Raw genomic sequence first — 19284 nt, 5'->3', positions numbered from 1 at the left:
GCAAGACCAGGAACAGATTCAGCAACTGTTGAGCGTGTTGCGCGGCTGCCTCGGCGCCGCGCTTTTTTATTCCCGTAGTGGGTCGCGCGACCCAAGCATGCGCCGGACATCGGCGAGGAAATGTTATGCGTGAAGTTGTGATAGTCGCCGCCTGCCGTACCGCCATCGGCAGCTTCCAGGGCTCGTTGAGCCGTATTCCTGCACCGCAGCTGGGTGCGACCGTGACCCGCGAACTGCTGGCTCGTACCGGCATCGAGGGCGAACAGGTCGACGAGGTGATCCTAGGCCAGGTGCTCACCGCCGGCAGCGGGCAGAACCCGGCGCGGCAGAGCGTACTGCTCGCCGGTCTGCCGCACACCGTGCCGGCCATGACTCTGAACAAGGTCTGCGGCTCCGGCCTCAAGGCGGTCATCCTCGGCGCCCAGGCCATTCGCGGCGGCGATGCAGAAATCGTCATCGCCGGTGGCCAGGAGAACATGAGCCTGTCGCCCTACGTCATGCCGGGCGCACGCAGCGGCCTGCGCATGGGCCATGCACAACTGGTCGATACGATGATCCAGGACGGCTTGTGGGATGCCTTCAACGACTACCACATGGGCATCACCGCGGAGAACCTGGCAGAACAGTACGGCGTGTCACGCGCCGAGCAGGACGCCTTCGCCCTGCGCTCGCAGCAGCGCGCCCAGGCCGCCATCGAGGCCGGTCGTTTCGCCGACGAGATCGTCCCGGTGGAAATTCCCCAGCGCGGCGCCGAGCCGCTGCGCTTCGCCCGGGATGAACAGCCGCGCGCCGGCACCAGCCTGGAAAGCCTGGCCAAGCTGCGCCCGGCATTCAAGGGTGAGGGTACGGTGACCGCCGGCAACGCCTCGACCCTCAACGACGGCGCCGCTGCCGTACTGCTGATGAGCGCCGAGAAGGCCGCCGAACTGCAACTGCCGGTGCTCGCGCGCATCGCTGCTCACGCCAGCGCCGGGGTAGACCCGGCGGTGATGGGCATCGGCCCGGTGTTCGCCAGCTGCAAGGCGCTGGAGCGTGCTGGCTGGAGCCTGGAGCAGCTGGACCTGATCGAGGCCAACGAAGCCTTCGCCGCCCAGGCCATTGCCGTCGGCCGCGAACTGCACTGGGACAGCGCCAAGGTCAACGTCAACGGCGGTGCCATCGCCCTCGGCCACCCCATCGGCGCCTCCGGCTGCCGCATCCTGGTCAGCCTGCTCCACGAAATGCAGCGCCGCGACGCTCGCCGCGGCCTGGCCACTCTGTGCATCGGCGGCGGCCAGGGCGTGGCACTGGCGGTCGAACGCTGAAACAATCGCCAACCCGGGTGGATCGCAGTTGCCGATCCCCCGCCCCTTTCCTTCACTGACAAGAACAAGAGAGACCCCATGCGAACCCTGACCACCCTGACCGGCAACAGCCAGAAACTCGATGGCGGCGCCATGTTCGGCAACGCGCCCAAGGCGCTCTGGCAGCGCTGGATGCCGGCCGACGAGCTGAACCGCATCGACCTCGGCTGCCGCGCCCTGCTGGTGCAGGAGGATGAACGCAACATCCTGGTGGAAACCGGCATCGGCGCCTTCTTCAGCCCCGAGATGAAGCAGCGCTTCGGCGTGCAGGAAGACCATCACGTACTGCTCGACGAGCTGGCAAAGCTCGGCCTGAGCGATGCCGACATCGATATCGTGGTGCTGACCCACCTGCACTTCGATCATGCCGGTGGCCTGCTCGCGGCCTGGGAAGAAGGCCAGCCGGCGCGCCTGCTGTTTCCCAACGCCCGTTTTCTCACCGGCCGTCGTCAATGGCTACGTGCGCGCCAGCCGCACGCCCGTGACCGTGCCTCCTACATTCCGGAGTTGCTCGACCTGCTGGAGGCCAGCGGCCGTCTGGAGCTGATCGACGAAGGCAGCCACTGCGAGCTGCTAGGCCCGGACTGGCGCCTGCACTGGAGCGACGGCCACACCCCGGGCCAGCTGCTGCCGGAAGTCGCCATGCCGGGCGGCCCGGTGGTCTTCCCGGGCGACCTGATCCCCGGTGCGCCCTGGGTACATCTGCCGATCACCATGGGCTACGACCGCTTCCCCGAAGGCCTCATCGAAGAGAAGGAAGCGCTACTCAGCGATCTGTTCTCCCGCGGCGGCCGACTGGTCTTCACCCACGATCCGGATGTGGCCATGGGCCGGGTAACGAGTGACGAAAAAGGCCGCTACGGTCTCGATGAAGCGGTAAAAACCGCAAATATGCTGGAAAACTGAGGCCAACGGGCCTTGACGGGCCGGCCATGCAGCGCGAGCATGGCCGCTTGTTTCTGCCGTGGTCACGACCACGCCGGCCTCCGCAGAAGGGGCTGCACCTGACCAGCATCCGGCTGGCCATGGCGTCGTGCCCACCCCGACAGCCTGGGGACCGCTTCATGAGTCTGGCCTCTGTACGTGCCTTCTTCGCCGCCAAGGCGCCCGACATTTCGATCATCGAACTGCAGACCAGCACCGCCACCGTGGCGCTGGCTGCCGAAGCGCACGGCGTGGCGCCGGGACAGATCGCCAAGACCCTGGCCTTTCGCATTGCCGAACGCGACGTTCTGATCGTTGCCCGCGGTGACGCGCGCATCGACAACCGCAAGATGAAGGAATGCTTCGGCGCCAAGGCGCGCATGCTCGATGCGCAGACCGTGGTCGAGCTGACCAGCCACCCGGTGGGCGGCGTCTGCCCGTTCGGCCTGGCCACACCGCTGAGCGTCTACTGCGACCGCTCGCTCCTGGCCTTCGACGAAGTGCTGCCGGCAGCCGGTGCTACCCACAGCGCCGTGCGCATCGCCCCGCAACGCATGGCCGAACTGGTGAGCGCCGAGTGGATCGACGTGTGTCAGGAAGTGGAAGCGGAAACCTGCTAAGCGCCGATTGGCAGCGGGCTACAAGCCGCCGCTGACGCCCAGGCTTACACCCAGCGCGGTAGCCAGCGAAAACGGCAACAGCAGGGTATCGAGCAATGCACTGCCCGGCAGGTCCAGCCCGGGATAACGCGGCGCCTCGGCGCCGAAACGGTCCAGCGGGCAGCAGCCGCCATTGATCGAGTACCAGTCCAGTCGAGTACCGGCGTAGACCACCGGGGCACCGGGCTTGGCCGCATCCAGTGTGCGCACCGTGGCACAGCCGCCCAGGCTCAGCAGCGCCAAGGCGCATAGCAGCAGGCGCACGCCGTCAGTCATCCGACACCATGTGATGCTCGCCCCAGAGGGGCAGCATGTCCTGGGGAATACCCAGGCAGTTGAGAATCCGCGCGACCACGAAATCCACCAGATCATCCAGCGTCTGCGGCTGGTGATAGAAACCGGGCGATGCCGGCAGGATGGTCACGCCGAGGTTCGACAGCTTGAGCATGTTCTCCAGATGGATGCTCGAATAGGGCGCTTCGCGAGGCACCAGAATCAGTTGGCGCCTCTCCTTCAGTGCCACGTCGGCGGCGCGCTCGATCAGATTGTTGCAGGCCCCCGTGGCGATAGCCGACAAGGTGCCGGTGCTGCACGGCACCACCACCATCGCGGTGGGTGCGCCGGAGCCGGAGGCGGCCGGCGCCATCCAGTCTTCCTTGCCGTAGACGCGGATCTGCCCGGGCGCAGCGCCGGTGTACTCGGTGAGGAACTGCGCCATCGCCTGCGGCTTGGCCGGCAGCGCCACGTCGGTTTCAGTGGCCATCACCAGCTGTGCGGCCTTGGAGATCAGAAAGTGCACTTCGCGCTCTTCCTGCACCAGGCAATCGAGCAGGCGCAGACCGTATTGCGCGCCCGAGGCGCCGGTCATCGCCAGCGTTATGCGTTCCGGTCCCGACATCTATCCCTCCAGAGCCTCGGCCAGCTTGCCATGCAGGCCACCGAAACCGCCGTTGCTCATCACCACCACCTGGGTGCCGGGGCGCGCCAGGGCCTTCACGCCGTCGATGATCGACTCCAGCGAGTCGCACACACGCGTCGGGTTGCGCGCCTGCGCCACGGTGGCGGCCAGATCCCAGCCCAGATTCGGCGGCGCATACCAGAACACCGCATCGGCCTGTTCGGCGGATTCAGCCAGACCGTCGCGATGGGCACCGAGCTTCATCGAATTGGAACGCGGTTCGATGACGGCGATCACCTGGGTGTCGTCGCCGACGCGCTTGCGCAGGCCGTCCAGAGTGGTGGCGATGGCGGTCGGGTGGTGAGCGAAATCATCGAAGATGGTCACGCCGTTCACCTCGGCGACCTTTTCCATGCGCCGCTTGGCGTTGATGAATTTGCCCAGCGCCTCGATGCCCAGCGCCGGCACCACGCCAACGTGGCGCGCTGCCGCCAGCACCGCCAGAGCGTTGGCGACATTGTGCTGACCGGTCAGTTGCCAGTCCACCACGCCCTCGACCTTGCCGTCGAAGCTCACCTCGAAGCGCGAGCCATCGGCGCTGAGCAGGCGCGCCTGCCATTGCCCGCCTTCGCCGGTGGTCTGCACCGGTGTCCAGCAGCCCATCTCGATCACCCGCGCCAGCGCAGCTTCGCTGGCCGGATGAATGACCAGGCCCTCGCTGGGGATGATCCGCACCAGGTGATGGAACTGCCGTTCGATGGCGGCCAGGTCCGGGAAGATGTCGGCATGGTCGAACTCGAGGTTGTTGAGAATGGCAGTACGCGGACGGTAGTGGACGAACTTGCTGCGCTTGTCGAAGAAGGCGCTGTCGTACTCATCGGCCTCGACCACGAAGAACGGCGTGTCACCCAGACGCGCAGAGATACCGAAGTTCTGAGGTACGCCGCCGATCAGAAAGCCCGGCGCCATGCCGGCGTGCTCCAGCACCCAGGCCAGCATGCTGGAGCTGCTGGTCTTGCCGTGGGTGCCGGCCACCGCCATCACCCAGCGCCCCTGCAGCACATGGTCGGCCAGCCACTGCGGACCGGAAACGTACGGCAACCCCTTGTTCAATACATACTCGACTGCCGGATTGCCACGGCTCATGGCGTTGCCCACCACCACGAGGTCCGGTGCCGGCTGCAGGTGCGCCGGGTCATAACCCTGCATCAGTTCGATGCCCTGCGCCTCGAGCTGGGTGCTCATCGGCGGGTAGACATTGGCGTCGGAGCCAGTGACGCGGTGGCCGAGTTCCTTGGCCAGAACGGCGAGCGAACCCATGAAGGTGCCGCAGATGCCGAGAATGTGGATGTGCATTGATGACCTCTGAGAAAGCCCGACACAGGGGCATGAAGCGATGGCGGCAGGTTAGCACAGCGCCCGTCAGGCGACTGCTGCGACCTGCTCAGACAGACGCACGCCGACCAAGTTGCCGTTCACAACAAATCAAACGCTTGCTTGGATTGCGCTTTCAACTGGCTTTGAGGCAGCATCGGCTGACCGCTGGCACAACAGCTGCATCGCCACTCCTGCCCCATAACAGAGAGAAGCCGAGGCCCACCATGCGCATCGTCCAAGCCACCCTGGAGCACCTGGACCTGTTGACCCCGCTGTTCGTCAAGTACCGCGAGTTCTACAACGAGCTGCCCTACCCCGAGTCGTCGCGCAAGTTTCTCGAGAAGCGCCTGCGGCGCAAGGAATCGGTGATCTACCTGGCCCTGGCTGACGATGAAGACAAGCTGCTCGGTTTCTGCCAGCTCTACCCCAGCTACTCCTCGCTTTCGCTCAAACGCGTGTGGATTCTCAACGACATCTACGTGGCCGAGGATGCCCGCCGCCAACTGGTCGCCGACCGCCTGCTGCACACCGCCAAGCAGATGGCCAAGGACACCAACGCCGTGCGCATGCGCGTAGCCACCAGCCGCGACAACGAGGTGGCGCAGAAGGTTTACGAGTCCATCGGCTTCCGTGAGGACGAGCAGTTCAAGAACTACGTCCTGCCGATCAACGGGGACTGAACAGCCAACGCGCGCAGCCCCCGAACAGGCGCTCACGCCGGCTTGCCGTGAACGGCCACCCCACTTAAGGTGGCCGGGTTTTCCTTAGCGAAGCACTCCTGATGTGGTCACTCAAGGCCTGGCGCCGTCGGCGCACCCTCGAACGCAACCCAGTCGATCCCGTCCACTGGGCCGAAGTGCGCAGGTGCCTGCCCATTCTCGATGGCCTCGACGCACGTGAAGAGCAGCAACTGCGCGAACGCTCCGTACTGTTCCTGCATGACAAGCACCTGACTGCCCTGTCCGGCCTGGAGCTGGGCCCGGTCGAGCGCCTGCTGCTGGCCGCCCAGGCGCAGTTGCCGCTGTTGCACCTGGGTGATCTGAACTGGTACCAGGGTTTTCACGAAATCGTCCTCTACCCGGACGACTTCGTCAGCCCGCAGCGCCACCGCGACGCCAGCGGCATCGAGCATGAATGGGACGATGCCCGCAGCGGCGAAGCCTGGCAACAGGGCCCGGTCATCCTCGCCTGGCCCGGCGTCGAGTCCAGCGGCGGCTGGGAAGGCTACAACCTGGTGATTCACGAACTGGCGCACAAGCTGGACATGCTCGACGGCAGCGCCAACGGTCTGCCGCCACTGCACCGCGACATGCGCGTGCAGGACTGGGCTCACGCCATGCAGAGTGCCTATGACGCGCTCAACGCCGAACTGGACGCCAACCCCGAGGCGGAAACCGCCATCGACCCGTATGCCGCCGAAGACCCGGCGGAATTCTTCGCCGTGACCAGCGAATACTTCTTCAGCGCCCCGGACCTGCTGGCCGCGGCCTTTCCCGAGGTGTACCGGCAGCTGACACTGTTCTACCGCCAGGACACTCTCGCCCGCCTGCAGCGTCTGCAGGCGGAACACCCCGACTACAGGGCGGTCGAAACCGCGACCAATGGCTGATTCGAACGGCGTAGTAACGCCATGCGAATACGCCTATAATGCGCCCCACTTTTTTGGCCTCTCCCTGGGAGTTCACCCCATGAGCTACAGCAAGATCCCGGCTGGCAAAGACCTGCCGAACGACATCTACGTCGCCATCGAAATCCCGGCCAACCACGCGCCGATCAAATACGAGATCGACCACGACACCGACTGCCTGATGGTCGACCGTTTCATGGCCACCCCGATGTTCTATCCGGCCAACTACGGTTTCATCCCGCATACCCTGGCTGACGACGGCGACCCCCTCGACGTGCTGGTCGTGACCCCTTATCCGGTTGCACCGGGTTCGGTGATCCGCGCTCGCCCGGTGGGCGTACTGCACATGAGCGACGAAGCCGGCGGCGACGCCAAGCTGGTTGCCGTTCCGCACGACAAGCTGACCGTTCTGTACAAGGACGTTCAGGAATACACCGACCTGCCCGCGCTGCTGATCGAGCAGATCAAGCATTTCTTCGAGAACTACAAGGATCTCGAGAAGGGCAAGTGGGTCAAGGTAGAAGGCTGGGGCGGCGCTGAAGAAGCCCGCGGCCTGATCAACAAGGCAGTCGCGGCTTATCAGAAGTAAGCCCTGACACCTCCGAAAAGCCGGCCACAAGCCGGCTTTTTTATTGCCTGCAGCAAACCCGTGGCACATTCGACGCAGCCAGCGCCAAGTACATCAGGCGCTGGACATGGCCCTGCAGATCAACCCCGGAAGGCTCTGCAGGAACGGATCATGCCCGGGCACCTGCAAACGAAAAAACGCCTAGCGACGACTCTGCCAGGCCGCTGCCAAACCGCTGAGGCATATGATGAGAATGCCGGACAAGGTCATCAGGTCCGGTGTGTGCGCGAATATCAGCAGGCCAAGCATGCCGGCGAACACGATCTGCACATACCCGAAAGGCGCCAGCAATGCCGGGGCGGCGTGGCGAAAGGCATGGGTCAGCAGCAGGTGCGCGGCCATGCCGCAGCCGCCCAGCGCCAGCATCATCAGACCATGCGAGAAACTGGGTAGCTGCCAGAAGAACGGCACCAGCACGCTCATTACCAGCGTATTGACCAGGCCGGCGACGAAGTTGCTGGTGGTTGCGCTGTCCACTTCGCTCAGACGCCGGGTGAGGATCTGGTAGAAGCTGAAACACAACGCTGCACTCAGCGGCAACAGTACTGCAGGCGTGAACAGACTGCCGCCCGGATGCACGATGATCAGCACCCCGACGAAGCCGACGATCACTGCCGCCCACTGCCCCGGGCTCACGCGCTCGCCAAGCAGCGGCACCGACAGCGCAGTGACCAGCAAGGGCGCAAGAAAGATCACCGAGGTGGCCTCGGCCAGAGGGATGAACATCAGGCCGGCGGTGAACAGCAGACTGACGCCCAGCAGGCATAGTGCCCTCAGTATCTGCAGACCGGGGCTCTTGGTACGCAGCACGCGCAACCCGGATTGCGGCAGGAAGATTCCGGCCATCAGCAGGGTGTGTATCAGATAGCGCGCCCAGACGATGAGGATGATCGGGTAGAAGCCCGACAGGTATTTGGACATGGCATCGTGGCTGGCGAACATGAAGGTCGCAACCAGCATGAGCCCAATGCCAGTGAGCGGACGGTTGGCGCCTGACAGCGGAAGGGAGGTCATCGGTTCCTCGATGCGCCATAATTAGCAAGGCAACTAACTATATGCCTCATCGGGCTGCCTCGCCACTTGCGAACGCCACTTCCAGCGAAGATGTCACCTAACTCTTGGTAGCACTTGGCTGACCAGAAGGTCAGCCCTATGCTGCACCTTTTTTGTGCGAGCCTGACCGATGACTCTGTTCGATCTGCTGCTGTTGGCCCTCGCCGGTTTTGCCGCCGGAGGCATGAATGCCCTGGCCGGCGGCGGCACCTTCTTCTCCTTCCCGGCCCTGCTCGCGGCGGGCCTGCCACCCGTGACCGCCAACGCCACCAATGCCGTGGCACTGTGGCCAGCAAGCCTGGCCGGCGCCTGGGCCGCGCGCGCTTCGCTGCGGCCACTGGGCCGTTACCTGATTCCGCTGCTGCTGGCCGGCCTGGCCGGCGGCCTGCTCGGCGGCCTGCTGCTGCTGGCAGGTGGCGACGATGTGTTCCGCGTGCTGATTCCCTGGCTGCTGCTGGCAGCCACTGCACTGTTTGCCGCCAGTCCCTGGCTGGGACGCTGGCTGGCGGAGCGGCGCAAGAGCAGGGAATCCGAACACCCGCCTCATACGCCACTGTCGCTGGGTGCGCACATCGGCGTTTCGATCTACGGCGGGTATTTCGGCGCCGGCATGGGCATTCTGCAGCTGGCTGCGTTCTCCATCGAAGGCCACCCTCTGGCCCGTTCCAACGCATTGAAGAACCTGATATCGGCGGTGATCTACAGCATCGCCACGCTGACTTTCGTCATCGCCGGCCGGGTCAGCTGGTACGAACTGGCCATCCTGCTTACCGGCGCCACGATTGGCGGTTATGCCGGCGGCGCACTGGGCGAAAAACTGCCGCCGACGCTTCTGCGCAGCTTCGTGATTCTGGTCGGTAGCTGCATGACCCTGTACTACTTCTGGAGCACCTATTTCGCAGCCTGACATGACCCGCTGATTTGCCCGAAAGGCCTGGCTCTGCTAGTGTCGCGCGGTTTCCAAGCAGCCCGAGACTCGCCGCCATGGCCCGCAAGAAAGCCGCTCCCGACTTCGAACACTCCCTCGCCGAATTGCAGACGCTGGTCGAGCGCATGGAGAGCGGCGAGCTGTCGCTGGAAGACTCGCTGACCGCCTTCGAGCAGGGCATCGGTCTGACCCGCGAATGCCAGGCCGCCCTGGCCCAGGCGGAGCAGAAGGTGCAGATCCTGCTGGAGCGCGATGGCGAACTGCAGACAGCGCCCTTCGACTCGGACGAAACGGCATGATCGCGGCGTACCAGAAGCGCTGCCAGAACCGCGTCGACGCTGCCCTGGACACCCTGTTCCAGCCCCCACGCACAGAACTCGAACGGCTCTACCAGGCCATGCGCTACAGCGTCATGAATGGCGGCAAACGCGTGCGTCCGCTGCTGGTCTACGCCGCCTGCGAAGCGCTGGAGGGCGATATCGAGCGTGCCGACGGAGCCGCCTGTGCGGTGGAGCTGATCCATGCCTATTCACTGGTGCATGACGACCTGCCGGCGATGGACGACGACGACCTGCGCCGTGGTCAGCCGACCACGCACAAGGCCTTCGACGAAGCCAGCGCCATACTCGCCGGCGACGCGCTGCAGAGCCTGGCGTTCGAGGTGCTCGCCGACCGTCGCCGCAACCCGCAGGAGGCGGAGACGCGCCTGCAGATGATCGAACTGCTGAGCCAGGCTGCAGGCCCGGCGGGCATGGTCGGCGGCCAGGCCATCGACCTCGGTTCGGTGGGCCTGCAGCTCGACCAGCAGGCGCTGGAAGTCATGCACCGGCACAAGACCGGCGCCCTGATCGAGGCCAGCGTCGTGCTCGGCGCCCTGGCCAGCGGCAACCCCGACGAACTGGCGCGCAAGGCGCTGCTGCAATACGCCCGCGCCATCGGCCTGGCCTTCCAGGTGCAGGACGACATTCTCGACGTGGAGAGCGATACCGCCACCCTGGGCAAGACCCAGGGCAAGGACGAAGCCCACGACAAACCCACCTACCCCGCCCTGCTCGGCCTCGACGCGGCCAAGGACTACGCCCTGGAACTGCGCGATCAGGCCCTGCACGTGCTGCGTCCGTTCGGCAACAGCGCAGAACCACTGCGTGAACTGGCGCGCTATATAGTCGAACGACGCAGCTAGCGACCGCAGATAACGCTTGTGGGAGCGGCTGTCGCCGCAGCGCACGCCATCATCATTTGCATCTATATCGGCATGATCGCCACATAAGGCTTGCTTTACCCAGGCAGCCAGCCACCTAAGATGGGCTCCATAACGACAAGACGTCAGGAGCCGCCATGCCCTTCCCCGCCCTGCTGATCGCCAACCGTGGCGAGATAGCAATTCGTATCGCCCAGGCCTGTGCAGATCTCGGTATTCGCTCGGTGGCGGTATTCGCCGAAGACGACAACGCCTGCCTGCATACGCGCAAGGCCGACCTGGCCGTGGCGCTGGCCGGTCGCGGAGTCGCGGCCTATCTGGATATGGATCAGCTGATCGCCATTGCTCGTGAACAAGGCTGCACGGCCGTCCACCCCGGCTACGGTTTTCTCGCCGAGAACGCCGAGTTCGCCCGCCGTTGCCAGGCCGCTGGGCTGACCTTCGTCGGCCCCACGCCCGAGACACTGCAACTGTTCGGCGACAAGGCCGCCGCCCGCGATCTCGCCGAACGCTGCGGCGTCCCCCTGGTGCCCGGCATCAACCAGGCGGTGACGCTGGAGCAGGCCGCCGCCTTTCTCGCCGCACACGGCAGCGTGATGATCAAGGCCCTGGCTGGTGGCGGCGGGCGCGGCATGCGTGCGGTGGACGAGCCGGCGCAACTGGCCGAGGCTTTCGCCCGCTGCGCCTCCGAGGCCCAGGGCGCCTTCGGCAGTGACGCGTTGTACGTGGAAAAGCGCGTGTGCCGCGCCCGACATATCGAAGTGCAGGTGCTCGGTGACGGCAGCGGCACAGTCAGCCACCTGTGGGAACGTGACTGCAGCCTGCAACGCCGCCACCAGAAGCTGGTGGAAATCGCGCCCAGCCCCGATCTGGATGCGGCCACCCGTGACGCCATCATCGCCAGCGCCCTGCGCCTGGCCACCGAGGTGCGCTACCAAGGTATCGGCACCTTCGAGTTTCTACTCGACCTCGACCAGCCGGGACGCTTCTACTTCATGGAGGCCAACCCGCGCGTGCAGGTGGAGCACACCGTCACCGAGCAGGTCACCGGCGTCGACCTGCTGCACACGCAACTGCACCTGGCCGCCGGCAAAAGCCTGGCCGAGCTGAACCTGCTCACACCGCCCGCGACCAAGGGCTATGCCGTGCAGGTGCGCTTGAACCTGGAAACCCTGCTCGCCGATGGCAGCGCGCGCCCGGCCAGCGGCGTGCTCGGCGCCTACCAACCGCCCTCCGGCCCCGGCCTGCGTGTGGATGGCTGCGGCTATGCCGGCTACGTCGTCAGTCCGGCGTACGACTCGCTGATCGCCAAGCTGATCGCCAGCGCCAGCGACTACCCCGGCGCCCTGCGCCGTGCCTACCGGGGGCTGTGCGAGTTCCGCCTCGACGGTGTGGCGAGCAACCTGCACCTGCTGCAGAACCTGCTGCAAAGCGAGGCGGTGATCGCCAATCAGGTCGACACCACCTACGTCGAGCGCCATCTGGACAGCCTGCTGGCGGCGCGTGAACAGGCTCACCCGCACCGTTACTTCGCCGCTGACGCCACCCTGCAAAGCGCCAAGGCCATTGTCGATGCTCCGCCCGGCACTCTGGCCCTGAGCGCACCCAGCGCTGGTGTGCTGGTCAGCCTGGAGGTCGCCGAGGGTGACGCCGTGGCCGCAGGCCAGCGCATCGCCGTACTGGAGGCAATGAAGATGGAATTCGAGGTCATGGCCGAGCACAGCGGTATCGTCCGTGTGCTGGCCGTGGCCCCTGGTGACGCCATCGGTGAGGGCCAGGCGCTGGCATTTCTGCAGCCGGCCGAGGTGGACGGCCTCGACGCCCACGGCGAGCAGGCGGTCGACCTGGCGCATATCCGCGCCGATCTGGCCGAAGTGCTCGAGCGCCATGCCCGCCTGACCGATGCGCACCGTCCCGACGCCGTGGCGAAAAGGCGCAGGACCGGCCAGCGCACGGTGCGGGAGAACCTCGCGGACCTGCTCGATGACGGCAGTTTTATCGAATACGGCGCCATGGCTCTGGCCGCTCAGCGCCGTCGCCGCTCGCCAGAGGAATTGCTGGAGCTGAGTCCGGCCGACGGCCTGGTCGCCGGTATCGGCACGGTGAACGCCGCGAGCTTCGGCGCCGAGGCCGCACGCTGCATGGCCATCGCCTACGACTACACGGTATTCGCCGGCACCCAGGGCGTGATGAACCACAAGAAGACCGATCGCATGCTGGCCCTGGCCGAACAATGGCGCCTCCCGGTCGTGCTGTTCGCCGAAGGCGGCGGCGGCCGACCGGGCGATACCGATTTCGTCGGCGTGGCCGGGCTGGACTGCCACACCTTCGTCGCCATGGCCAAACTCTCCGGCCTGGTGCCGACGGTGGGTGTGGTCTCCGGCCGCTGCTTCGCCGGCAACGCCGCGCTGCTCGGTTGCTGTGACGTGATCATCGCCACTCGTAACGCCAGCATCGGTATGGCCGGCCCGGCGATGATCGAAGGCGGCGGCCTCGGCAGTTTCACCCCCGAGCAGGTCGGCCCGACCAGTGTGCAGAGCCCCAACGGGGTGATCGACGTACTGGTGGAAGACGAAGCCGCAGCGGTCGCTGTGGCCAAGCAGTACATGGGCTATTTCCAGGGCGCGGTAAGCGACTGGCAATGCAGCGATCCCCGCGAGCTGCGCCATGTGATCCCGGAAAATCGCCTGCGCGTGTACGACATCCGCCAGGTGATCGAACTGCTGGCCGATCACGGCAGCGTGCTGGAACTGCGCCGCCAGTTCGCCCCCGGCCTGGTCACCGCGCTGATCCGCATTGAGGGCAAACCCTTCGGTCTGATCGCCAACAACCCCGCGCACCTGGGCGGCGCCATCGATGCCGTGGCCGGCGACAAGGCCGCACGCTTCCTGCAACTGTGCGAAGCCCATGACCTGCCCATCGTCTCGCTGTGCGACACCCCCGGCTTCATGGTCGGCCCGCAAGCCGAGCAGCAGGCCACGGTGCGCCACGTCTCGCGTCTGTTCGTCAGCGCCGCCAGCCTCACGGTGCCCTTCTTCACCCTGGTGCTGCGCAAGGGCTACGGCCTCGGCGCCCAGGCCATGGCGGCCGGCAGCTTCCATTCGCCGCTGTTCACCGCCGCCTGGCCCAGTGGCGAATTCGGTGCCATGGGACTGGAAGGCGCGGTACGCCTGGGCTTTGCCAAGGAGCTGGCAGCACAGCCGGACGATGCCGCACGTCAGGCACTGTTCGACAAGCTGGTGACCAAGGCCTATGACAACGGCAAGGCGCTGAACATGGCCAGCTATCTTGAGATCGACGCCGTGATCGACCCGGCCGACAGCCGCGCCTGGCTGTTGCGCGGCCTCAACGCGGCGCCGCGTCCGCCGAGGCGCGACGGCAAGAAACGTCCTTTCGTCGACACCTGGTAAGGACATCTCCATGCATATCGATCACCGCCTGCTCGCCGTCAATGGCATCGAACTCAGCCTGTACAGCACCGGCCCCGAGCACGGCAAACCGGTGTGGCTGCTGCATGGCTTTCCCGAATGCTGGTACGCCTGGCACCCGCAGATCGAAGCGTTGGCCGCCGCCGGCTACCGCGTGTTCGCCCCGGAGATGCGCGGCTATGGCGCCAGCAGCGCACCGACTGATCCGGCAGACTATGACCTGCTCAGCCTGTGTGGTGATATCCAGGCGGCGATGGACATGCTTGGCCAGCACGAGGTCGCGGTGGTCGGCCACGACTGGGGCGCGCCGGTGGCCTGGAACCTGGCGCTGCTGGAGCCTGAGCGGGTCAGGGCGCTCGGCGCACTGTCGGTACCCTTCGGCGGCCGGCCGAAACGCCCGGCCATCGAGATGATGCGTGAGGCCTATTCCGGGCGCTTCCACTACATCCTCTACTTCCAGCAGCCAGGCGTGGCCGAAGCCGAACTGGACGCAGACATCGGCCGCAGTCTGCGCCTGCTGCTCGGCGGTCTGGGCGATGCCCTGCTGGCGACGGACAAACCGGCCGATGCGCGGCTGTTCGACGGCATGCCGGATGACCTGCCACTGCCGCCCTGGTGCAGCGAGACGATGTTCGCCCACTACCTGCGAACCTTCGAGCGCCACGGCTTCCGCGGCGCGCTGAACTGGTACCGCAACTTCGAGCGCAACTGGCAGCGCACCGAACATCTGGCCGGTCTGCAGGTGGAGCAGCCGACGCTGTTCCTGCTCGGCGAGAATGACCCGGTGGGCCGCTTCGAGGCGCCGACGCTCAAGCGCATGGGCGAGAAGGTGCCACGCCTGGAACGCCACGACCTGTCCGGTGCAGGCCACTGGCTGCAGGGCGAATGCGGCGAACGGGTAAGCGCCCTGCTGCTGGATTTCCTCGCAAGAAACTACCGGTGACGCCGATGTGGTCAGCAGATTGGGCTGTTTTCCCGGCATCAGGTAAACTGCCGCATCTTTTACGCCTATAACGATTCGCCTGATGCCGACCACTTTCCACGAGATCCCCCGCGAGCGCCCGTTGACGCCGCTGCTTGACAGCGCCAGCACGCCCGACGAACTGCGCCGCCTGGCCGAAGCGGACCTGGAAACACTCGCCGACGAACTGCGCCAGTACCTGCTCTACAGCGTGGGCCAGAGCGGCGGGCACTTCGGTGCCGGCCTAGGCGTGATCGAGCTGACCATTGCCCTGCACTACGTCTTCGACACCCCCGACGACCGCCTGGTGTGGGACGTCGGCCACCAGGCCTACCCACACAAGATCCTCACCGGCCGTCGCGAGCGCATGGGCACCCTGCGCCAGAAGGACGGCCTGGCCGCCTTTCCGCGGCGCAGCGAGAGCGAGTACGACACCTTCGGCGTCGGCCACTCCAGCACCAGCATCAGCGCAGCCCTGGGCATGGCCATCGCCGCCCGTCTGAAAGGCGAGAAACGCAAGAGCGTGGCCGTGATCGGCGACGGCGCCCTGACCGCCGGCATGGCCTTCGAGGCGCTCAACCATGCCACCGACGTCGGCGCCAACATGCTGGTGATCCTCAACGACAACGACATGTCGATTTCCAAGAATGTCGGCGGCCTGTCCAACTACCTGGCCAAGATCATCTCCAGCCGCACCTACGCCAGCATGCGCGAGGGCAGCAAGAAGATCCTCTCGCGCCTGCCGGGCGCCTGGGAAATAGCGCGCAAGGTCGAGGAGCACGCCAAGGGCATGCTGGTGCCCGGCACCCTGTTCGAGGAACTGGGCTGGAACTACGTCGGCCCCATCGACGGCCACGACCTGCCAACGCTGCTTGCTACATTACGCAATATGCGCGACCTGGAGGGCCCGCAGTTCCTCCATGTGGTGACCAAGAAGGGCAAGGGCTTCGCCCCGGCCGAGGCCGACCCGATCGGCTATCACGCCATCACCAAGCTGGAGCCGGTGACCCCGGTCGCCGCGCCGAAGAAGCCGAGTGGCCCGAAATACTCCAACGTGTTCGGCCAGTGGCTGTGTGACATGGCCGAGCAGGACCCACGCCTGGTCGGCATCACCCCGGCGATGAAGGAAGGCTCTGATCTCGTAGCCTTCAGCGAACGCTTCCCCGATCGTTACTTCGACGTGGCGATTGCCGAGCAGCACGCCGTGACCCTGGCGGCCGGCATGGCCTGCGAAGGTGCCAAGCCGGTGGTGGCGATCTACTCCACCTTCCTCCAGCGCGCCTATGACCAGCTGATCCACGATGTCGCCGTGCAGCACCTCGACGTGCTGTTCGCCATCGACCGCGCCGGCCTGGTCGGCGAAGACGGCCCGACTCACGCTGGCAGCTTCGACCTGTCATACCTGCGCTGCATCCCCGGCATGCTGGTGATGACCCCGAGTGACGAGAACGAGATGCGCCGCATGCTCACCACCGGCCACCTGTTCGACGGCCCGGCCGCCGTGCGCTATCCGCGCGGCACCGGCCCCAATGCGCCGCTCGAACCGGGCCTGCAACCGCTGGAGATCGGCAAGGCCATGGTCCGCCGCCAGGGCCAGAAGATTGCGTTGCTGGTCTTCGGCGTACAACTGGCCGAAGCCCTGCGCGTCGGCGAGACGCTGGACGCTACCGTGGTTGACATGCGCTTCGTAAAACCACTGGACGAAGCCCTGCTGCGCGAACTGGCCGGCAGCCATGAGCTGCTGGTGACCATCGAGGAAAACACCGTGATGGGCGGTGCCGGCAGCGCGGTCAGCGAATTTCTCGCCGCCGAGAACATCGTCAAGCCGCTGCTGCACCTGGGGCTGCCCGACTACTACGTCGAGCACGCCAAACCGAGCCAGATGCTCGCCGAATGCGGCCTCGACGAAGCCGGTATCGAAGCCGCCATCCGCACCCGTCTGACACTACTGTCCAGCTGATGCTTCGCTCCCCGGCCCGGTATTTGCTTCACACCGGGCCTTTTTCGCGCAGCACCTGGCGGCGCGATGTGATGGGGCATCAACATGGCATTACTGAGCAACGACATGCATCTGCAGCCGCATGAGCGACACTGGCTGCCCTGGTTTGGCCGTACCGGCAAGCTGAGGATGCGCTGGTCGTTTCGCTGCAATCGCAGCCAGCTCGAGCGCATCGAAAAAACCTTCAGCGGGCTGGCACAAACCCGCGTCGATCTGCTGATCAACTGGACCCTGCAGCATTGGCAGTCACTGCAGCTGATCGCCGCAAGCTGCAGCCTGAACTGGCCGCCCAGTTCAGCTCAACTGAACCAGATTCGTCAGTATCAGCCGGAAGTTTCCGAGCTTTTCGTGGTCGATCCCGACGGCAGCATCCTTGCCTCCAGCCACGCACCACGCGGTGGCCAGCGCCATCCGCCAGAGGCGCTGCGGCGCGGCCTGGCCGGCCAGTTCCTGCTGGGCCCCTATGTCGACCCGCTTACCCAGCAACTGGGGCCAACCACCTCGAAGTTCCACGACGCCGTGACGCTGATGTTCCATCAACCGGTGCTGCACGAGGGCAAGGTGCTCGGCTGCCTGTGCGCACGCATCCCCAACGACGTGATGAGCGACCTGATCCAGCGCGAGGCCGGCCACGTCTACCGCGACTCGGGCGACAACTACCTGTTCATGGTCGACAGCCAGTTCGACCCGAGTATCGCCTCCGGCACCGCCCTGTCACGCTCGCGCTTCGAGGACAGCACCTTCAGCGGTGGCGACAACCTGAAACAGGGCATCAAGACCCCTTATGGCACCATAAGTGTGCGCCAGCACACAGAATTTGAAATTCGTTTCACCAATCCGGCGAACCAGCAACTGCACCCGGGCATACGCGAAACCATCGCCAGCGGGCGCAACCTGTTCGTGCTTTACCCCGGCTACCCGGACTACCGCTACGTGCCGGTGGTAGGTGCTGGTCTGACCCTGCAATTGCCAGGTTCGCCGGACAAGTGGGGGCTGATGTGCGAGGGTGACCTGGAAGAGGTGTATCGCCAACGCAGCCTCAGCTACACCCTGCTCAGCCACGCCGGCCTCGGTCTGGCGGCGCTCGGCGCTCTGCACTGGACGCTGCAGCAACAGGCCGCGGAGCTGGCCAACCCGCTCAGCGCGGTTGCCGCCGGCGCCGGACTACTGGCGTACTGGGCGTTCAGTCTGCGCCCGCGTTCACGCAAACTGCAGGCCCTGTCCGACTTTTTCCTCGACACCGCCGAGTGCGGCGCACCGCTGAGCAGTCGCCTGGCCATGGAACAGTTTCGCCATGACGAATCCGGCGCGCTGGCCGGCTGGGTCAACAGCTTCGTCGACAAGATGGACGTCACCATGCAGGGCATCCTCAGTGCCGGTCAGGCTCTGCACAGCACCTCCGAACGGCTGATGCACATCTCCCACGAGGCCAGCCGCAGCGCCGGCAGCGGCCTTGCTGCGGCGCAGCACACCGCGCAGTCGATGCTCGAGTCGAACCAAAGCATCAGCCTGGCCACCGAGCATATCCTCGATAGCGAACAGGCCTCACGCCAGGCCCTGGCCCTCAGCCAACAGGGCAACACCGCGGTCAGACATAACGCCAGCGATGTCAGCCAGCTGGCTGCGCGCATCGAGCAGGCCAGTGCCAGCCTCGAGGCGCTCAGTCGTCAGGCGGAGGCCATTCAGCACATCAGCGAGGCAATCCATGCCATCGCCGATCAGACCAATTTGCTCGCGCTTAACGCCGCCATCGAGGCCGCCCGCGCCGGTGAAAGCGGCCGTGGTTTTGCGGTGGTCGCCGAGGAAGTCCGCAGCCTGGCCCAGCGTACCGCCGGCGCCACCGAGGAAATCACCCAGACTCTGAGCGGCGTGCGCCAGCAGACCCGGAACGCGCTGGAGAGCATGCTCAGTTGCCAGCAGGCGGCGCATGCCAGCGTCGACCGCGCCGGCGAAGCCACCGAGGCACTGGCGCGTATCGAGGATCAGGTGCAGGCCATGCAGCAGCGCCAGGGTCAGTTGAGCCAGACCATGCAGAGCCAACTGGCCCAGGTCAACGCGGTAACCCGGCAGGCCCAGGCGATCAGCGACGCGGCCGTGGTGACCCGGCGCAGCGCCGACGAAACCCTCGATATCGCCCAGGCCCTGGCCCAGCGCGTCCTCGATCTGCACAAGACCGCCAGCCGCCTTAGCCAGCCGGCGCGGAGCTGAACCACAGGCGCTTGTGCTTCGCGACGCAGATCTCTATGGTGCCAGCCGCG

17 protein-coding genes are annotated in these 19284 nt (G+C 65.7%); 13 read left to right on the top strand and 4 right to left on the bottom strand.

Features of this window, described 5'->3' with window-relative positions:
* Nucleotides 1–125: 125 nt before the first annotated feature.
* The 3 genes from OEG79_RS03500 to OEG79_RS03490 all read left to right on the top strand — a co-directional run bounded on the left by OEG79_RS03500 (nucleotide 126) and on the right by OEG79_RS03490 (nucleotide 2887).
* Nucleotides 126–1304, top strand: a complete 1179-nt coding sequence (locus OEG79_RS03500) for an acetyl-CoA C-acetyltransferase (RefSeq protein WP_264147453.1) — start codon at nucleotides 126–128, stop codon at nucleotides 1302–1304.
* Between the two features lie 78 nt (nucleotides 1305–1382).
* Nucleotides 1383–2249 carry an MBL fold metallo-hydrolase gene (locus OEG79_RS03495; protein WP_264147452.1) on the top strand — a complete coding sequence of 289 codons (867 nt, stop codon included), beginning with the start codon at nucleotides 1383–1385 and terminating at the stop codon, nucleotides 2247–2249.
* Between the two features lie 158 nt (nucleotides 2250–2407).
* Nucleotides 2408–2887, top strand: a complete 480-nt coding sequence (locus tag OEG79_RS03490; protein WP_264147451.1) for a YbaK/EbsC family protein — start codon at nucleotides 2408–2410, stop codon at nucleotides 2885–2887.
* A gap of 18 nt (nucleotides 2888–2905) precedes the next feature.
* On the opposite strand, the gene OEG79_RS03485 is transcribed toward OEG79_RS03490, so the two are convergent.
* From OEG79_RS03485 to mpl, 3 genes are read right to left on the bottom strand one after another with little or no spacing between them, the layout of a single operon-like run.
* Nucleotides 2906–3202, bottom strand: a complete 297-nt coding sequence (locus OEG79_RS03485) for a YceK/YidQ family lipoprotein (RefSeq protein ID WP_264147450.1) — start codon at nucleotides 3200–3202, stop codon at nucleotides 2906–2908.
* A complete protein-coding gene (gene ubiX, locus OEG79_RS03480) occupies nucleotides 3195–3824 on the bottom strand; it encodes a flavin prenyltransferase UbiX (RefSeq protein ID WP_264147449.1) in 630 nt (209 codons plus the stop codon). Before ubiX ends, OEG79_RS03485 begins: the two co-directional genes overlap by 8 nt.
* The gene (gene mpl, locus OEG79_RS03475; protein WP_264147448.1) at nucleotides 3825–5180 is read right to left on the bottom strand and encodes a UDP-N-acetylmuramate:L-alanyl-gamma-D-glutamyl-meso-diaminopimelate ligase; all 1356 of its coding nucleotides are present in this window, start codon (nucleotides 5178–5180) and stop codon (nucleotides 3825–3827) included.
* Nucleotides 5181–5425: 245 nt separating this feature from the next.
* On the opposite strand from mpl, the gene OEG79_RS03470 reads away from it, so the two are divergent.
* The 3 genes from OEG79_RS03470 (at nucleotide 5426) to ppa (ending at nucleotide 7417) form a co-directional block, all read left to right on the top strand.
* Nucleotides 5426–5881: a GNAT family N-acetyltransferase gene (locus OEG79_RS03470; RefSeq protein ID WP_264147447.1), complete on the top strand. Its 456-nt coding sequence runs from the start codon at nucleotides 5426–5428 to the stop codon at nucleotides 5879–5881.
* Between the two features lie 101 nt (nucleotides 5882–5982).
* Nucleotides 5983–6810, top strand: a complete 828-nt coding sequence (locus tag OEG79_RS03465) for a zinc-dependent peptidase (protein ID WP_264147446.1) — start codon at nucleotides 5983–5985, stop codon at nucleotides 6808–6810.
* 79 nt (nucleotides 6811–6889) lie between these two features.
* Entirely contained in the window at nucleotides 6890–7417 is a 528-nt protein-coding gene (gene ppa, locus OEG79_RS03460) for an inorganic diphosphatase (RefSeq protein WP_013717208.1), read from the top strand.
* A gap of 180 nt (nucleotides 7418–7597) precedes the next feature.
* Here ppa and OEG79_RS03455 read toward each other — a convergent pair whose 3' ends face one another.
* A complete protein-coding gene (locus tag OEG79_RS03455) occupies nucleotides 7598–8470 on the bottom strand; it encodes a DMT family transporter (protein WP_264147445.1) in 873 nt (290 codons plus the stop codon).
* Between the two features lie 169 nt (nucleotides 8471–8639).
* Between OEG79_RS03455 and OEG79_RS03450 the strand changes: the two genes are divergently transcribed.
* The 7 genes from OEG79_RS03450 to OEG79_RS03420 all read left to right on the top strand — a co-directional run bounded on the left by OEG79_RS03450 (nucleotide 8640) and on the right by OEG79_RS03420 (nucleotide 19234).
* Nucleotides 8640–9416 (top strand): sulfite exporter TauE/SafE family protein, encoded by a 777-nt coding sequence (locus OEG79_RS03450; RefSeq protein ID WP_264147444.1) that lies wholly within the window; start codon nucleotides 8640–8642, stop codon nucleotides 9414–9416.
* Nucleotides 9417–9493: 77 nt separating this feature from the next.
* Entirely contained in the window at nucleotides 9494–9736 is a 243-nt protein-coding gene (locus OEG79_RS03445) for an exodeoxyribonuclease VII small subunit (RefSeq protein ID WP_264147443.1), read from the top strand.
* On the top strand, nucleotides 9733–10620 hold the full coding sequence (locus OEG79_RS03440) for a polyprenyl synthetase family protein (protein ID WP_264147442.1): 888 nt from the start codon (nucleotides 9733–9735) through the stop codon (nucleotides 10618–10620). Before OEG79_RS03445 ends, OEG79_RS03440 begins: the two co-directional genes overlap by 4 nt.
* Nucleotides 10621–10775: 155 nt before the next feature.
* Complete coding sequence (locus OEG79_RS03435; RefSeq protein ID WP_264147441.1) at nucleotides 10776–14048, top strand: carboxyl transferase domain-containing protein; 3273 nt, start codon at nucleotides 10776–10778, stop codon at nucleotides 14046–14048.
* Nucleotides 14049–14058: 10 nt separating this feature from the next.
* Nucleotides 14059–15009, top strand: a complete 951-nt coding sequence (locus tag OEG79_RS03430; protein WP_264147440.1) for an alpha/beta fold hydrolase — start codon at nucleotides 14059–14061, stop codon at nucleotides 15007–15009.
* 82 nt (nucleotides 15010–15091) lie between these two features.
* A complete protein-coding gene (gene dxs / locus OEG79_RS03425; protein ID WP_264147439.1) occupies nucleotides 15092–16987 on the top strand; it encodes a 1-deoxy-D-xylulose-5-phosphate synthase in 1896 nt (631 codons plus the stop codon).
* Between the two features lie 84 nt (nucleotides 16988–17071).
* A complete protein-coding gene (locus tag OEG79_RS03420; RefSeq protein WP_264147438.1) occupies nucleotides 17072–19234 on the top strand; it encodes a methyl-accepting chemotaxis protein in 2163 nt (720 codons plus the stop codon).
* The last annotated feature ends 50 nt before the right edge of the window (nucleotides 19235–19284 follow it).

It is taken from the genome of Pseudomonas sp. Z8(2022), from assembly GCF_025837155.1.
Taxonomy (GTDB): Bacteria; Pseudomonadota; Gammaproteobacteria; order Pseudomonadales; family Pseudomonadaceae; genus Aquipseudomonas.
Note: the sequence above shows the minus strand (reverse complement) of the source record. Positions and strands in the feature narration are given on the sequence as shown.

What these genes read in the sequence shown, in the direction of transcription:
- OEG79_RS03500 (WP_264147453.1), top strand. Translation starts at nt 126, where the DNA reads ATGCGTGAAGTTGTGATAGTCGCCGCCTGCCGTACCGCCATCGGCAGC.
- OEG79_RS03495 (WP_264147452.1), top strand. Translation starts at nt 1,383, where the DNA reads ATGCGAACCCTGACCACCCTGACCGGCAACAGCCAGAAACTCGATGGC.
- OEG79_RS03490 (WP_264147451.1), top strand. Translation starts at nt 2,408, where the DNA reads ATGAGTCTGGCCTCTGTACGTGCCTTCTTCGCCGCCAAGGCGCCCGAC.
- OEG79_RS03485 (WP_264147450.1), bottom strand. Translation starts at nt 3,202, where the DNA reads ATGACTGACGGCGTGCGCCTGCTGCTATGCGCCTTGGCGCTGCTGAGC.
- ubiX (WP_264147449.1), bottom strand. Translation starts at nt 3,824, where the DNA reads ATGTCGGGACCGGAACGCATAACGCTGGCGATGACCGGCGCCTCGGGC.
- mpl (WP_264147448.1), bottom strand. Translation starts at nt 5,180, where the DNA reads ATGCACATCCACATTCTCGGCATCTGCGGCACCTTCATGGGTTCGCTC.
- OEG79_RS03470 (WP_264147447.1), top strand. Translation starts at nt 5,426, where the DNA reads ATGCGCATCGTCCAAGCCACCCTGGAGCACCTGGACCTGTTGACCCCG.
- OEG79_RS03465 (WP_264147446.1), top strand. Translation starts at nt 5,983, where the DNA reads ATGTGGTCACTCAAGGCCTGGCGCCGTCGGCGCACCCTCGAACGCAAC.
- ppa (WP_013717208.1), top strand. Translation starts at nt 6,890, where the DNA reads ATGAGCTACAGCAAGATCCCGGCTGGCAAAGACCTGCCGAACGACATC.
- OEG79_RS03455 (WP_264147445.1), bottom strand. Translation starts at nt 8,470, where the DNA reads ATGACCTCCCTTCCGCTGTCAGGCGCCAACCGTCCGCTCACTGGCATT.
- OEG79_RS03450 (WP_264147444.1), top strand. Translation starts at nt 8,640, where the DNA reads ATGACTCTGTTCGATCTGCTGCTGTTGGCCCTCGCCGGTTTTGCCGCC.
- OEG79_RS03445 (WP_264147443.1), top strand. Translation starts at nt 9,494, where the DNA reads ATGGCCCGCAAGAAAGCCGCTCCCGACTTCGAACACTCCCTCGCCGAA.
- OEG79_RS03440 (WP_264147442.1), top strand. Translation starts at nt 9,733, where the DNA reads ATGATCGCGGCGTACCAGAAGCGCTGCCAGAACCGCGTCGACGCTGCC.
- OEG79_RS03435 (WP_264147441.1), top strand. Translation starts at nt 10,776, where the DNA reads ATGCCCTTCCCCGCCCTGCTGATCGCCAACCGTGGCGAGATAGCAATT.
- OEG79_RS03430 (WP_264147440.1), top strand. Translation starts at nt 14,059, where the DNA reads ATGCATATCGATCACCGCCTGCTCGCCGTCAATGGCATCGAACTCAGC.
- dxs (WP_264147439.1), top strand. Translation starts at nt 15,092, where the DNA reads ATGCCGACCACTTTCCACGAGATCCCCCGCGAGCGCCCGTTGACGCCG.
- OEG79_RS03420 (WP_264147438.1), top strand. Translation starts at nt 17,072, where the DNA reads ATGGCATTACTGAGCAACGACATGCATCTGCAGCCGCATGAGCGACAC.